Genomic DNA, 13,608 nt, shown 5'->3' on the forward strand with positions numbered 1-13,608 from the left:
ACATGACGTTCAGCCGAAAGTGAAATGAATCAAAAGATCACCCGATCCGTCATTACCTTTCAGTTGGTTTCGTTTTGAGGTTTTATTTCAATTTACAGGAAGGAAAACGAAGGATCAATGCAGTAATGAAAAGAAAACGAAAAAGTGTGATTTGCGCCACAAGTGAAATGATTAAGCTATTGTTTATTAGTAAGTTATGTAAAAGTACCCGGTGGATAAACATAAGGAAAAGAAAGGCGCGGAGAGATCCGCACCTCAGAATGAAAGGAAATCAGCGTACCGGTTGTCCGTGGATCCAGGTTTGTGTTACCCGCCAGTCACTGTTCAGGTTATTGAAATGCGCCCGTTTTCCCGCCGAGATACTGCCGTGTGTCGCGGTGATCCCCAGCAGTTGTGCCGGTTGCAGGGACGCCATGCGGATGGCGGTTTCCGGCAGCGTGCCGGTATCATTAATCATCCGGCTGACCGCGTCATCCAGTGCCAGGGTGCTGCCCGCCAGGCCGCCGGAGGCCGTCCGGACAATGCCTGCTTTCATCGTGACATCATGGCCGCAGATATCATAAATGCCGTCCGGCTGCCCGGCTGCCCGCATGGCATCGGTGATCAGCACCGTGCGGTGTGCGGCGCACTGACAGACAATCCGCATCACTGCCGGGTGGACATGATGCCCGTCAGCGATAAGTTCCAGCCAGGCGCGCGGGTCGGATAGTCCTGCTCCTGCCATGCCCGGCTCGCGATGATGCAGGCCGGTCATGCCGTTGAAACAGTGAACCAGCCCGTCAGCTCCGGCATCGAGAGCCGCCAGAGTCTGCTCATAGGTGGCGGCACTGTGGCCGAGCATTACATTCAGCCCGCGCCGTTTCAGATGACGGATGGCATTCAGCGCCTCCGGCTTTTCCGGTGCCAGTGCGACTACTTTCAGTGTGCCTGCCGCATCGGTAATCAGCGTGTCCAGCTCACTGATCTGTAATTCACGGAACAGCTCCGGCGAGTGCGCACCTTTGTTCTGCGGGGTGAAATACGGCCCTTCCAGATAACTGCCGAGCACTTCCGCCACCGGCTCTGTGGTGGTTTGCTGCTGACAGTAGCGGGCGATCCGCCCGAGGGTGCTGCGCAGATCCGGCAGCGGGGCGGTCACCGTGGTGGCGAGCCACGCGGCGACGCCCTGTTGTGCTTTGAAAGCGGCAATGGTTTTCAGCGCCTGCGGGTTATCATCCATCACATCCATACCCTGTCCGCCGTGGACATGGGTATCAATGTAAGCCGGGCAGAGCTGCTCTGCATCAAACTGTGTTTCTTTTGCCGCCAGCGGCGTGATAGCGGTAATGATGCCGTCTGATACCGTCACCGCCTGATTTTCCCGCCAGCCGTATTCTGTCAGCACACGGCGGGCGCGGATTTGCTGAATCATATGCCTTCGTCCTCAGTTTCACAGCAGCGTTCGCGTTGTAACTCGTCTGTCAGGCTGGTTAATCCGCGGTGACCACAGGCCAGTGCTTCGCGGCGGAACTCAGCCGGAGAGAGAGAATCCCGCTCCAGCGCCATTTCCAGCAGTAACTGCAGATTAGTGCCGGTGATCACTTCGCGGTCTTCCCGGCCCTGTGACAGGGTGGCCGCCACGCGGAACGGCGTACCGCCGAGAATATCGGTCAGGAAAATCACACTGTCACAGTGTGACATCAGCGCCAGTGTGGCTTCCAGTTCCTGTGTCAGGCGGGCGGTGGTGGATTCCGCCGGAAAATCAACCGCCGCGAAATCCTCCTGTTCCCCGATAATCTGTAACATGGCTTTTTCCAGTCCGGAGGCAAAGCCCCCGTGACCACATAAAATAATTCCCGGCATCAGTGACTCCTTTTATCACAGGAAATGGGCGAATTTACCGATAATACCCAGCGCCACGGTCAGTACAATCAGGCGCAGCGGGCTCCAGCCACGGCGTACCAGCCAGAACATTGACAGGGTGTATACCAGCGGCAGGAAAGCAGGCATCAGCTTATCAATCACATCACTCTGCAATTTCACCACCGCATCACCGGCGGTAATCTCCAGTGTGGTTGAGAGCCGCACATAAGTGGCCACCAGCGCGCCGATCACGGTCATCCCGACAATCGAAGCCGCATGGCCGACTTTTTTGGTATTGGCTTTGATAAGCGGGATGGCGGCAACCCCCATCCGGTAAGCATAGTGCGCCAGGCCGAAACGCAGCCCGAAGTGCACAACGTTAAACATCACCAGGAACACCACAGCACCGAGAATCGAGCCCTGTAATGCGAGACTGGCACCGATACCGCCGCAGATAGGCAGCAGGGTCAGCCAGAACATGGCGTCGCCGATCCCGCCCAGCGGCGCACCCACCGCAATTTTGGTGCTCTGGATGCTGTTTACATCCTGTTTGGAGCGTTCCATTGCCAGGATGATGCCGATAACAAAGGTCACCAGGAAAGGGTGGGTATTGAAGAATCCCATATGGCCTTTCATGGAGCGTGCCAGATCACGCGGATTGGTGTGGATTTTTTTCAGTGCGGGCAGTAAACCGTACAGCCAGCCCGCCGCCTGCATCCGCTCATAGTTAAAGGAGGCCTGTAACAGCAGGGAGCGCCACGCGACCCGGTTGATATCTTTGCGGGTCAGTTCCGCGCCGGTGCTCTGATCTTCATACACGTTCTGGTTACAGTCTGCCGGCAGTAAGGTTTCCGCTTCTGCGGCAGATGAATGATTTTTTTCAGATGCCATCTTCAAATTCCTCGTGTGACGGTTGTGCCGGTTCGCTTTCTGCCGGTTTGCGGACGAAATCGATCATTGCCATCGCCAGTGCGGCGGCAGCGATTGCCAGAACCGGCAGCTGAAGCCAGGCCGCGCCGACAAATCCCAGAATAAAATAAGGAATGTAGGCATTTTTCATCATGATTTTCAGCAGAACGGCAAACCCGATGGCAGGCATAATGCCGCCCGCGACACCCAGTCCGTCAATTAAGCGGGCAGGGAGTACATCAATCAGGGTTTTGGCGTGATCCGCCCCGAAATAGATCGGCAGGAAGGCACAGAGAAAATAGAACGTACCGAGCGCCAGCAGGGCAAGGTAGTTGATGCGCTCAATCCCCCGGGTATCGGCATTGGCAGCCATTTTGTCACAGCGCGACATCACACCGGACATGACCGAGAACAGGAAGGTGATCCCCATCTGCACTGCCACGGCAAACGGCACTGCAACACCGACCGCCACTTCCGGTTTGACCCCGGTGGAGATAGCAAAGGCAGTCCCGACAATGGTACCGATAATCACGTTCGGCGGTTGGGCACCGGCCAGCGGCGCGAGTCCCATCCAGACCAGCTCCAGTGTCCCGCCGGTCAGGATCCCGGTATTGAGATCACCGAGGATCAGACCAACCACCGGCCCCAGCACCACCGGACGGTGAATGTGGGTGAGCCCGTTAAACAGATCCAATCCGGCAATAAAGGCTACCAGCCCGAGAGCGATAGCTTGTAACAGACTGATTTCCATACATGTATCCTCAGAGCAGTTTAAACAGATCCTGCGCCGGTTCTGTCGGTACGCCCTGGATATAACAGGCGACACCGGCCTCGTTAAGCCCGCGGAATGCGGCGATATCCGCCTCATCCACAGACACAGTTTTGGCAATCTGACGCTTGCCTTCGGTATAGTGAATATTGCCGACGTTAATGCGTTCCACCGGAACGCCGCCTTTCACCAGAGTCAGAAAATCTGCCGGGGTTTTGCAGACCAGCAGAATTTTCTGGCGGTCAGCAGCTTTATGAATATTGTCGATCACTTTCTGGAGCGGCCAGAAACGCACGGCAATCCCTTCCGTCAGCACCATTTCCATCAGGTTTTGCTGCAGCGGATCTTCCGCCACCTCATCATTGGCGACCAGCACCAGGTTGGCACCGGCAAATCCCACCCACTGGACACCAACCTGTCCGTGGATTAACCGTTCATCAATACGACTTAACACAATATTTGGCATGGCTGTTTCTCGCTCTTATCGGCAGGCATGGTTTTACAGGCATCGTGATAGTGACGCAGCACAGTCTGAATGTGTGCGATGATTAACTCTTCCGGTGCGGCGGAAATCGTTCCGGCACGTACCAGCGGATACTGTAACGGCAGATACTGGCTGATCAGCGGCAGCGGGATCGCCGTTTCTGTCAGGTTTTCCAGCAGACGGGTCACTGCCGCGCTGATGGTCTCATCCGGCCAGTAATAGCGGATGCGATCGGAATAGCTGTAGCTGCGGGCAAGACGGCGGGTCTGCTCATCACCGGTGTAATAACTCTGCCAGTAGCCCGGTTGTTTCAGCATGACATCTTCCAGCACCTGACGCAGCCCGGAACGTACTGCCGGAGCAACCAGCTCATCCTCTATACCGGCGAGGGCATACAGTGCTTCACGCAGGGCGAAGGTCAGACCGGGACCGACTTTCAGAATCGCAAAGTGATCGTCAACTAATTGACTGAGTGCATGCGGGGTCTGGTAATCCGTGGAGTGCGCCTCGTACACCAGATGGTCATGATGTGTGATCATCTCACTCAGGGCACGGGCTTTTTCCGGACGGTAATCAATAACATTATTATGATCAAATTCCACCCCCGGCTGTACCACCAGCCCGGTAATGCGCGGCCAGATATCCGTGAGCTGATGCCGCGCAAATGCGTCCTGATGTGCGGCGATAGTGGCAGATGCGGCCTGCGGTGTGGTGACCGCCAGCTCATTCAGCTCTTCGTGAGCGCCACCCGGCACCGGCACTTCTGTACCAATCACATACACCAGGTCGCGGATGCCGAAATGTTTCTCACAGGTTTCCTCGGCAATCACCGCCAGGCGGGCAGCGCGCTGTGCGACGATTTCATCCGTCAGCGGCACCGGATCACCGGCACAGGACATACTGCAGTCAAGGTGAATCTTTTTGAACCCGGCGGCAACATAAGTGCGGATCAGCTCATCGGCTTTTGTCATGGCGTCTTCAGCCGGTTCATTCTGCCAGCGGTTCGGCCCGAGGTGGTCGCCGCCGAGGATCAGATTTTCACGGGGAAAGTGATGTTCATCGGCCAGCTTCCACATAAAATCACGGAAGTCCGCCGGGGTCATGCCGGTATAACCGCCGAACTGATCCACCTGATTGGAGGTTGCTTCAACCAGTAACGGCGTTTGTTGTTCACGGGCAAAACATACCGCTGCTTTCAGAATATACGGATGGGCGGAACAGACAGCATAAATCCCTGTTTTCTCACCCCGTTTGTGACGGGCAACGATATCAGTTAAAAGTTTCACTTTCCTCTCCTTACAGCCGGATTTGGTTTGTTTTTGTTTCGATGTCTGAATAACATACTGCTATACAGGAAAAAGAAAACAAAATGAAAGGTTGTGAAATCCGGATCTTCATCACAAAAGAAATATAATGAAAGGATTAATTCCTGAGTCATCCGGTGTTCACCCTTTTTATGGGCTTGCATTCCGGACAAAGAAAAGCGTTAATATGCCAAACGAAATGAAACGAAAGATTTTTCAAATGAATGTTAAGGATAAAATCATGAACAGTCCGGATGCCGGGACGGATAACCGGGTGATGGGAACGAGCGGGCGGCGTGAGCATATCATCCAGCTTTTGCGCACCCACGGCAGTGTTCAGGTGAATGAGCTGTCGCAGCAGTTTCATGTTTCCACAGTGACTATCCGCAATGACCTCGCTTTCCTCGAAAAACAGGGGATCGCGGTGCGTGCCTATGGCGGCGCACTGATTTGTGAGGGGGTTTCACCGGTCAGCGAGCCGTCACTGGAAGATAAAAGTACCCGCCACACCACTATCAAACGCAATATTGCGGCGGTAGCCGCCGACCTTATCCGGCCGGGGCTGCGTGTGATCCTGGACTCCGGTACCACGACGTATGAGATTGCCCGCCAGCTGCGTCACCATCAGGATACGATTGTGATGACCAACGGCATGAATGTGGCGAATGCCCTCCTGGAAGCACCGGGCGTGGAGCTGCTGATGACCGGTGGTCAGCTGCGGCGCCAGTCGCTCTCTTTTTACGGCGATCAGGCGGAGCAGTCATTGCAGAATTATCACTTTGATATGCTGTTTCTCGGGGTGGATGCGATTGATCTGGAGCGCGGCATCAGCACACATAATGAAGATGAGGCAAGGCTTAACCGGCGGATGTGTGAAGTGGCCGGACATATTGTGGTGGTGACGGATTCCAGTAAATTTAACAGTTCCAGTCTGCACAAAATAATCGATACTCAGCGTATTGATACCATTATTACTGATGACGGTATTCCTGAAGCGAGCCTGACCGGGCTGCGCCGGATTGGCACAGAAGTGATTCTGGTGAAGGGATAAGAAAAAACAGTGGTGTATCTGTTCACATACTTTCTGTGTTGTTGTGAATGAATACCCGCGACTCATTTGTGAGTGGCGGGTATTCGCCTTCATTTCATCACTGATGGTAATTAATTACCAGTTATCCCGGTAAGCAAATGCCACCTGATAATCGTATTTACCCAGATCAATTTTATGTTTAAGGTGATTCTGAAGATAAGGCACCCACGCGGAAATAACATCAAACCAACCGTTATTAATGATATTTTCTGTCGGGTTGACTGTCTGAGTAATCACAGTGTCGTCATCCCCTAAATCTACTGAATATTCCTTATCAATAAAGTCTTCCGTTTTTTTATCAAACCATTGTAAATGTACTTTCAATCCCATGATGTTATCTCCTTATAAATATTTTTTGATATTACGTTCCGGATCAGCGGGTTTCAGTTGTTTGCCCGTTTTCGGGTCAAATGCTCCAAGATGCTGGCCGTCACTGGCTCTATACCCCTCCAGCTCACCGTGCTGATAGTCCCACTCGTAGATTTTACGGCCTTTATCCCCAACCCAGCGTGCGCGTTTACCTGCACCACCTTGTTTAGGCATTTTCTTTTTACCTGGTTTTAATTCCCCCAACCCTTTAATTTCTTCAACATCTGGTTCAGGGTGGTAACTATGACCTTTATCCTTAACACCCTGACGTTTTTTTTCTTCTTCCGCTTTTTTAGCCTCAACATAAGGCTTTACCTGCCACTCCTTCCGCGTCACCGAAATATAAACCGGCTGATAATCATCGCCGAAAACAATAAACGCATGATGGGTTTTTCCGCTGTCCGGCTGAGGAAGATAATGCTCTGCGGCCGGAAGTTCCACACTTTTTGAGGGGGGAACCTGCTTACCTGATGGTGACACCATTCTTATCCGCAGCGGCTTCATACCCGGGACAACCTCTGCGGTATACACATTCGGTTTCTTCGTTTTTTGTGCCGTGATGACCGGAATATCCGTATTTTCCGCCATTGTGAGTGCAACCGTGTGCTCCTGCTTAACGGCATCCACCACACCCTGTGCCACAACCATTGCGGGAACCGTTTTTTGTCCCCTGATGTCTGCCGGTTTTACCGTGGTGACCAGTTCAGACGGCAGCGTGACAACCATATCCGCCTGCCTCATATCGACAAGTTTCGCACGGTTTAAATCAATAAGGGGTCCGGCACCCTGATATAATTCAGCGTTCCCCATTTTAGTCGGCCACAATAATGCGGCAATACCGGTTATCCGCCCCGCCAGGGGTAATGTATCTCTCAGTCCTGCCAGCAGAGCACTGAAATCGAAAGACTGAATCCAGGATGCAATGGTTGCGGCCAGAGTGCCGTTAACCGGAAAAATTAATGCACTCCGGCCGACTGCTGCGGCACTGCTGAGATAGACCATCCGCTCCGGTTCCCTGCGTGCTTCATCGAGATATTCTTTCAGGATGGACGGGCGGTTGCGACCGGGATACTGGAATACGTTAAAATTATCAATAGACGGCCACTCTTCACTCTCACAAGGGGTGCTGTATACAGTAACTTTAATATGGGGCGTACCGTCTGAAGGGTCATGCTTATCTGACATTAAAAGCTCCTTTTTTATTTAAAAATCCGTTTAATTCGCTATGTCTGTAACCTGTTAAATCTACTGCGAGCCTCACCACTAATAGTATCAAAGTAATTCCGGGGGTAACTTATTTTATATAGTTATCATGTGATTAAATTTTGTTTTATGTTTTTTGCAGATAGGGCTGAACGCCAATAAAGCCGTATGTGAGAAAAACGGGTTTTAATATCCGGATGCCTCGGGGGCTGCATCCGGTTCACCGGAGAGTTAAAACGAGTACAGTGTTGCTACTGATTCACCGAGTTTTTTTGCCAGATCGGATGCGGCATAGCGCTCCGTAATGATTTCAATATAGGCGGCGCGGTCACCGGTTTCCGCTTCCCGGATTGCCTCATCCAGCTCCGCGCAGGTGGTAACGCGGCGGCAATACCAGTTATCGCATCCCAGCGCCTGCGGCAGTTGTGCGTAACGCCACTGCGGCAGGTCGTTATAAACGGCTTCCGGGTCTTTGCACAGCAGGCGCTCAATGAGATAGCCGTCATTATTCAGCACGAAAATAAGTGGTTTCAGACCAAAACGGCCAAACTGGCTGATTTCCTGGGCAGTCAGCTGGTGTGAGCCTTCCCCGGTGATCAGAATCAATCTGTGATCAGGCGCCGCGATGGCGGCTCCAACGGCCGCAGGTGTTGCCCAGCCGATTGATCCCCATAACGTCTGGTTATGGAATTGCGCCCCTTCCGGCAGCAGTGCAAAGCCAAGCCCCATAGAAACGGTGCCGGTTTCGGCGATGATAATGTCGTCTTTTCTGAACAATTGCTCAAAACGGGGATACAGATACGGTGGGGTAATATTACCGGAAGCGTCAGCTACCGGTTTACCCAGCCCGGTTGCTGCCGGAATATGACATTCTCTGTGCGGAAGTCCGGCGATCAGGGCGGGAAGCAGATCCTGCATATACACATTCTGCCAGATTGCCACGCCGACTCGGACATGATCCGCCATAATGCTGATCAGCTTTTCCGGGGCGATATCAGCGGTAAAACTGCCGGTGTTAAAGTCCGTCATCACCGCTCCGATACCCAGCACGCAGTCACTGTTTTCAACAAATTCCCTGACCTGCGGATTCATCAGCTGACCGTTATACATCCCGGCGTAATGCGGGTCGGACTCACTGATGATGGCTTTATCCATAAACATGGTGGCGTAAGGCAGCCCGGTCCGGTGGATCAGCGCCTGTACGTCATCAATCAGTCCGGAACGTGCGGCCAGCATGCCCGGCAGGATACAGGCGGACGGGCTGTCCGAGAGTTTTGCTCTGATCGCGGCAACCGCTTCAGTGAGCGCGGTTTTGTCACTGACCGGTTGTGCCGGTGCGGTAAGGTGTTCCGGCATCTGAACCGGCTGTGTCGCGTAATCAAACGGGAAGCCCATATAGACCGGACGGCGCTCGCGCAGCGCGGCAGCAATCAGGCGTTCCGTCTCCGCCACACAGTTCTCCGGGGTCATTATGGCGTAGGCACATGAAAGGCGCTGCCCCAGTTCACAGAACAGGCTGAAATTACCATCGCCCAGGGTGTGATGCACCTGGCGGCCACTCTTCTGCACACCACTGGCAGGCATGCCGACCAGATGAAAAACCGGCAGGTTTTCCGCATACGAACCGGCAATACCGTTGATCGCGCTTAATTCACCCACGCCGAACGTGGTGGAAAGCGCCGCGGCGCCCTTGATACGCGCGTAGCCATCTGCAGCATAGGCGGCGTTCAGTTCGTTACAGTTACCAATCCAGCGCTGTGTGTTACCGTCGCAGACCGCATCTTCAATGGGGAATGCAAAATCCCCCGCGACACCGAAAATATCGGTGATGCCTAAATCTGCCAGACGGCTTAAAACATGCTCAATTACGCTTTTTGTCATTGTTATCTTCTCCGATCACACCGTTTATTCAGAACGAACCACGTGTTATGACGATCATTTCTAGTGGTTCTGCGGTATAAATGGAAATGGTATATAATCATCAGTGTGATAACTTTTTGTTATAGGGCAGCAAAAACATGGATATACGCGCACTCCGCTACTTTACAGAGGTAGTTCAGTACAAAGGATTCAGCCGGGCGGCAGAGGCGTTGTTTGTCACGCAACCCGCCATCAGCCGCAGTATTCAGAAGCTGGAGCATGAACTGGGATTTCCGTTACTGGTCCGTGATACCGGCGGGGTGACGCTGACCGATGAAGGGGCGATTCTGTATGAGCACGCGCGACGGATTCTGGTGCAGTTTCAGTGTATGAACAAAGCATTACAGGATAAATCCGGCCCGCTGACCGGCACACTGAATGTGGGATTACCGCCGGTTATCGCCTCGACCTGGTTTGCCGAGATTATCATGGCGTTTACGTCCCGCCATCCGCAGGTGGAACTGAAGATTTTTGAACTGGGCACGAAACAGATGGCCGAAGCGATGACCGACGGTACGGTGGAAACCGCTGCGGTGATGCTGCCGTTTGATGAGCAGCTGTTTGAGCTGCACCGTTTCGCCACCGACCGGCTGATGCTGCTGGTGAATCATCAGCACCCGCTGGCGGCAAAAAAACAGGTGAGCTTTGCGGAGATTATCCGTGAGCCGTTTGTGTTTTTCTCCGAAGCATTCCGGATAAACGACCTGGTGCGCAGCGCGTGCGGGATTTACAGCACGGAACCGGTGGTAGCAGGACGGAGCAATCACCTTGATCTGATCCTTGCGATGGTCAGGGCGGGGGTGGGGATCACGCTGCTGCCGGACAGCATGTGGCGTGAACGCACGGCTGATGGTCTGGTACTGCTGCCGGTGACCGACCCGGTGCTCTCCTACGATCTGGCACTGGCCGGTGTGCGCGGCGGGTATCAGAGCCGCAGCTGCCGTGCGTGGAATGCACTGGCGATGGAAATACTCGGTATTCCGTATGTAACCGGTGCCGGCCATTTACTGTAAATACAGTATATAAACCACAAATAACAGCAGCATAATGAAAATCAGTGCCGGGCCGGTGAAGTGTAATCTGACCGGGCGCGGCTCCTCTTCCGGGGTCAGCGGGCGCGGTGGTGTTTTTCTGCGGGGAGAGGGGGCGGGGGAGACGGTTCTGCGGAATAGATATCAGACAGTTCAAGGTGGTATTTTTTCATAAATATCCGCGTTTTTGAAAAGGCGTTCGCGGCTTCATTCTCATTACCGGCATTTTCGGCAAGAGACATCAGCTTTCTGACTTTTTCAACCGCCTTTTCTCTGTCATCCATTATTTCACATCGCACATTTATCCGGCAGATAAGCCTATCATACGGTGAATTAATCAGAGGGGAAGGATGAATACGGCGTTGCGGGATATTCAGCGGTTCATGCCGCTTTCCGGACATGACTTTTTTGAATTGTGTATAAAACCGCCTGAACAGGGGAAGTTGCGGATAAAAAAACGCCGCCTTCATAAGAAGACGGCGGGAGTGTATTTATTTACGGGCATCCAGTAACTGCTGCGCGTTTTCTTTGGTGACCTGAGTCCACGGAATCGCGTAACGTTTGTCTTTACCGTCATTCCATTTCAACTGGTCAGCATACTGAACCCAGATTTTGGACTGCGGCTCGTATTTGTCACCTTTGACTGCTTTCATCGCCAGGTCGATAGAGCCCTGCATCTGTGCATTCGCGTCCTGGAGGATGGAGACCATTTCGCCTTCCTGAACAGAGCGGATAGCATCAGACACGCCGTCAACGCCGGCAATGGAGAAATCATTGACATTCAGACCGGCAGATTTGATTGCTTCGATCGCACCCAGTGCCATTTCGTCGTTCTGTGCAATAACACCACCGATTTTACCACGGTGTTTCTGTAACCAGTTTTCCATCAGCGGCATCGCTTCCGCGCGTGACCAGTTAGCCGTTTTGCGCTCCAGTACTTTCACTTTACCCGGACCACATTCTGCGATCGCTTTGTCATTACCTTCGCCGCGCTGAATTTCACCGCTGCCGCCTTTCGGCCCTTCGATAATAACCACGTTACCTTCACAGTTCATTTTTTCCAGAACCGCTTTGGCTTCCATATAACCGCCGAGGACGTCATCAGACACCACTTCTGCGGTCATTTTGTCGGTGTTCAGACGGGCGTTGGTGACGATAACCGGGATTTTGGCGTCATTTGCCATAGTGACCACGTCGATATTCGCTTCATAATCCATCGGGTTGATGATGATAGCGTCGGCTTTGGTCTGGATTGCGGTTTCCGCCTGGTTGTTCTGAACCATCGGATCATAACGGCCATCATAAACTGTGATGATCGCTTCACCGTTTTTCACAGCCGGATGCTCTTTTGCGGATTTTTCCATTAACTGGACAAATTCAGCTTTCATGCCGTACATCAGAACGGCAATTTTCACCGGATTGTCCTGTGCCGCAAATGCCTGTCCGCCCATCATCAGGGCTGTCAGTGCAGCGATTTTGGTCAGTTTTTTCATGGTCATTCCTTCATTGTGTAGGGTAGTTTTGCTTTTGTTTTTTGCTGTTTTCGTCTTTTTTACGCTTCATCCTTCAGCCAGTGGCAGGCTGAAAGAATCCGCGCGGTACTGCCATCAGTCACGGCGTTGCTTACGTGACGGATCCAAAAGTACGGCGATAACAATTAATGCGCCTTTGATAATCTGCTGGTAGTACGACTGCACGCCCAGCAGGTCGAGACCGTTATTCATCACACCGATAATTAATACACCGAACAGGGTGCCGACTAACGTCCCCACACCACCGGCCATACTGGTGCCGCCGATAACCACCGCCGCAATCGCATCCAGCTCGTAGGCGCTGCCTGCACTGGTCTGTGCTGACCCGGTACGGGCAGTCAGAATCAGCCCGGCAATACCGGCTAACGCGCCACACAGGGTATAAACCAGCACTTTAATTTTAATCACGCTGATACCGGAGGTTCTGGCGCTTTTCGGGTTGCCGCCGACGGCATACACATAACGGCCGAAGGTGGTTTTATTGAGTAAAATCCAGGCCAGAATAAAGATAACCGCCAGGATCACCACCGGTACCGGGATATCCAGGATATAGCCGTTACCCAGCCAGCGGAAATCGCTGTTGAGCTGGGAAACCGGGTTACCGTCAGTGGTCAGCAGAGTCAGACCGCGTGCCGCAGACAGCATCCCCATGGTGACGATAAACGGCTGAAGGTTGAATTTCGCCAGAATGGTCCCGTTAAGCAGACCACAAATGATACCGATGCCGAGTGCGATAATCATCGGGATCATCACGGCATTCGCGGTATCACCGATAGCCAGACCGGTATTGCTGGTGGCAAACCGCGCCGCCACAATCCCGCTCAGTGCCAGCACCGAACCGACAGAGAGGTCAACACCGGCGGTGATAATGACGAAGGTCATCCCGATGGCGAGAATACCGTTGATGGAAATCTGACGCAGGATAATCAGCATGTTGTCCTGACTCAGAAAGTAGTTATTGGTCCATTCGCCGCGGGCGACCTGAACTTCACCGACAACCGCCACAATCAGACACAGCACAAAGAACGCCAGAATAATGCCGTATTTGTGCATGTTTTTCTTGTTACGGGCGATAAATGAGACCCCTGGTGCGGGTGCAGTATTTGTTGTAGTCATGGTCACTTCTCTTTATTCATGCATACGTTGGCGGGTGAG

General features: G+C 53.0%; 14 protein-coding genes. 2 read left to right on the forward strand and 12 right to left on the reverse strand.

What is annotated here, in order from left to right:
- Positions 1–271: 271 nt before the first annotated feature.
- The 6 genes from nagA to kbaZ are packed head-to-tail and all read right to left on the reverse strand — an operon-like array spanning position 272 to position 5,290.
- Positions 272–1,411, reverse strand: a complete 1,140-nt coding sequence (gene nagA / locus X965_RS01415) for an N-acetylglucosamine-6-phosphate deacetylase (protein ID WP_036416727.1) — start codon at positions 1,409–1,411, stop codon at positions 272–274.
- Positions 1,408–1,842 (reverse strand): PTS galactosamine/N-acetylgalactosamine transporter subunit IIA, encoded by a 435-nt coding sequence (agaF, locus tag X965_RS01420; RefSeq protein ID WP_004237711.1) that lies wholly within the window; start codon positions 1,840–1,842, stop codon positions 1,408–1,410. The genes nagA and agaF overlap by 4 nt, the downstream gene beginning before the upstream one ends.
- Positions 1,843–1,857: 15 nt before the next feature.
- Positions 1,858–2,733: a PTS N-acetylgalactosamine transporter subunit IID gene (gene agaE, locus X965_RS01425; protein WP_004237712.1), complete on the reverse strand. Its 876-nt coding sequence runs from the start codon at positions 2,731–2,733 to the stop codon at positions 1,858–1,860.
- On the reverse strand, positions 2,723–3,502 hold the full coding sequence (gene agaW / locus X965_RS01430) for a PTS N-acetylgalactosamine transporter subunit IIC (protein WP_004237713.1): 780 nt from the start codon (positions 3,500–3,502) through the stop codon (positions 2,723–2,725). Before agaW ends, agaE begins: the two co-directional genes overlap by 11 nt.
- 10 nt (positions 3,503–3,512) lie before the next feature.
- On the reverse strand, positions 3,513–3,986 hold the full coding sequence (gene agaV, locus X965_RS01435; protein ID WP_004237714.1) for a PTS N-acetylgalactosamine transporter subunit IIB: 474 nt from the start codon (positions 3,984–3,986) through the stop codon (positions 3,513–3,515).
- A complete protein-coding gene (gene kbaZ / locus X965_RS01440) occupies positions 3,968–5,290 on the reverse strand; it encodes a tagatose-bisphosphate aldolase subunit KbaZ (protein WP_015422933.1) in 1,323 nt (440 codons plus the stop codon). Before kbaZ ends, agaV begins: the two co-directional genes overlap by 19 nt.
- 259 nt (positions 5,291–5,549) lie before the next feature.
- Between kbaZ and X965_RS01445 the strand changes: the two genes are divergently transcribed.
- Positions 5,550–6,359, forward strand: a complete 810-nt coding sequence (locus X965_RS01445; RefSeq protein ID WP_015422932.1) for a DeoR family transcriptional regulator — start codon at positions 5,550–5,552, stop codon at positions 6,357–6,359.
- A 114-nt stretch (positions 6,360–6,473) separates the two neighbouring features.
- On the opposite strand, the gene X965_RS01450 is transcribed toward X965_RS01445, so the two are convergent.
- The 3 genes from X965_RS01450 to X965_RS01460 form a co-directional block, all read right to left on the reverse strand.
- Complete coding sequence (locus X965_RS01450; RefSeq protein ID WP_004240967.1) at positions 6,474–6,728, reverse strand: colicin E3-like toxin immunity protein; 255 nt, start codon at positions 6,726–6,728, stop codon at positions 6,474–6,476.
- Between the two features lie 12 nt (positions 6,729–6,740).
- The gene (locus X965_RS18840) at positions 6,741–7,952 is read right to left on the reverse strand and encodes a colicin E3/pyocin S6 family cytotoxin (protein ID WP_082457264.1); all 1,212 of its coding nucleotides are present in this window, start codon (positions 7,950–7,952) and stop codon (positions 6,741–6,743) included.
- Between the two features lie 249 nt (positions 7,953–8,201).
- Entirely contained in the window at positions 8,202–9,851 is a 1,650-nt protein-coding gene (locus tag X965_RS01460) for an alpha-keto acid decarboxylase family protein (protein ID WP_036416728.1), read from the reverse strand.
- 137 nt (positions 9,852–9,988) lie between these two features.
- On the opposite strand from X965_RS01460, the gene X965_RS01465 reads away from it, so the two are divergent.
- On the forward strand, positions 9,989–10,903 hold the full coding sequence (locus tag X965_RS01465) for a LysR family transcriptional regulator (RefSeq protein WP_036416729.1): 915 nt from the start codon (positions 9,989–9,991) through the stop codon (positions 10,901–10,903).
- 95 nt (positions 10,904–10,998) lie between these two features.
- Here X965_RS01465 and X965_RS19500 read toward each other — a convergent pair whose 3' ends face one another.
- From X965_RS19500 to X965_RS01480, 3 genes are all read right to left on the reverse strand, one after another.
- Positions 10,999–11,205, reverse strand: coding sequence for a DUF2786 domain-containing protein (locus X965_RS19500; RefSeq protein ID WP_036416731.1), 207 nt, complete (start codon positions 11,203–11,205; stop codon positions 10,999–11,001).
- A 207-nt stretch (positions 11,206–11,412) separates the two neighbouring features.
- Entirely contained in the window at positions 11,413–12,375 is a 963-nt protein-coding gene (locus tag X965_RS01475) for a substrate-binding domain-containing protein (RefSeq protein WP_223302461.1), read from the reverse strand.
- Between the two features lie 153 nt (positions 12,376–12,528).
- Positions 12,529–13,569 (reverse strand): ABC transporter permease, encoded by a 1,041-nt coding sequence (locus X965_RS01480; protein ID WP_004237724.1) that lies wholly within the window; start codon positions 13,567–13,569, stop codon positions 12,529–12,531.
- Positions 13,570–13,608: the final 39 nt, after the last annotated feature.

Origin of the sequence: Morganella sp. EGD-HP17 (genome assembly GCF_000512315.2) — a bacterium.
GTDB classification, from domain to species: domain Bacteria; phylum Pseudomonadota; class Gammaproteobacteria; order Enterobacterales; family Enterobacteriaceae; genus Morganella; species Morganella morganii.

Excerpts from the sequence above, each read along its gene's own strand:
- nagA (WP_036416727.1), bottom strand. The coding sequence starts at position 1,411 with ATGATTCAGCAAATCCGCGCCCGCCGTGTGCTGACAGAATACGGCTGG.
- agaF (WP_004237711.1), bottom strand. The coding sequence starts at position 1,842 with ATGCCGGGAATTATTTTATGTGGTCACGGGGGCTTTGCCTCCGGACTG.
- agaE (WP_004237712.1), bottom strand. The coding sequence starts at position 2,733 with ATGGCATCTGAAAAAAATCATTCATCTGCCGCAGAAGCGGAAACCTTA.
- agaW (WP_004237713.1), bottom strand. The coding sequence starts at position 3,502 with ATGGAAATCAGTCTGTTACAAGCTATCGCTCTCGGGCTGGTAGCCTTT.
- agaV (WP_004237714.1), bottom strand. The coding sequence starts at position 3,986 with ATGCCAAATATTGTGTTAAGTCGTATTGATGAACGGTTAATCCACGGA.
- X965_RS01445 (WP_015422932.1), top strand. The coding sequence starts at position 5,550 with ATGAACAGTCCGGATGCCGGGACGGATAACCGGGTGATGGGAACGAGC.
- X965_RS01450 (WP_004240967.1), bottom strand. The coding sequence starts at position 6,728 with ATGGGATTGAAAGTACATTTACAATGGTTTGATAAAAAAACGGAAGAC.
- X965_RS18840 (WP_082457264.1), bottom strand. The coding sequence starts at position 7,952 with ATGTCAGATAAGCATGACCCTTCAGACGGTACGCCCCATATTAAAGTT.
- X965_RS01460 (WP_036416728.1), bottom strand. The coding sequence starts at position 9,851 with ATGACAAAAAGCGTAATTGAGCATGTTTTAAGCCGTCTGGCAGATTTA.
- X965_RS01465 (WP_036416729.1), top strand. The coding sequence starts at position 9,989 with ATGGATATACGCGCACTCCGCTACTTTACAGAGGTAGTTCAGTACAAA.
- X965_RS19500 (WP_036416731.1), bottom strand. The coding sequence starts at position 11,205 with ATGGATGACAGAGAAAAGGCGGTTGAAAAAGTCAGAAAGCTGATGTCT.
- X965_RS01475 (WP_223302461.1), bottom strand. The coding sequence starts at position 12,375 with ATGATGGGCGGACAGGCATTTGCGGCACAGGACAATCCGGTGAAAATT.
- X965_RS01480 (WP_004237724.1), bottom strand. The coding sequence starts at position 13,569 with ATGACTACAACAAATACTGCACCCGCACCAGGGGTCTCATTTATCGCC.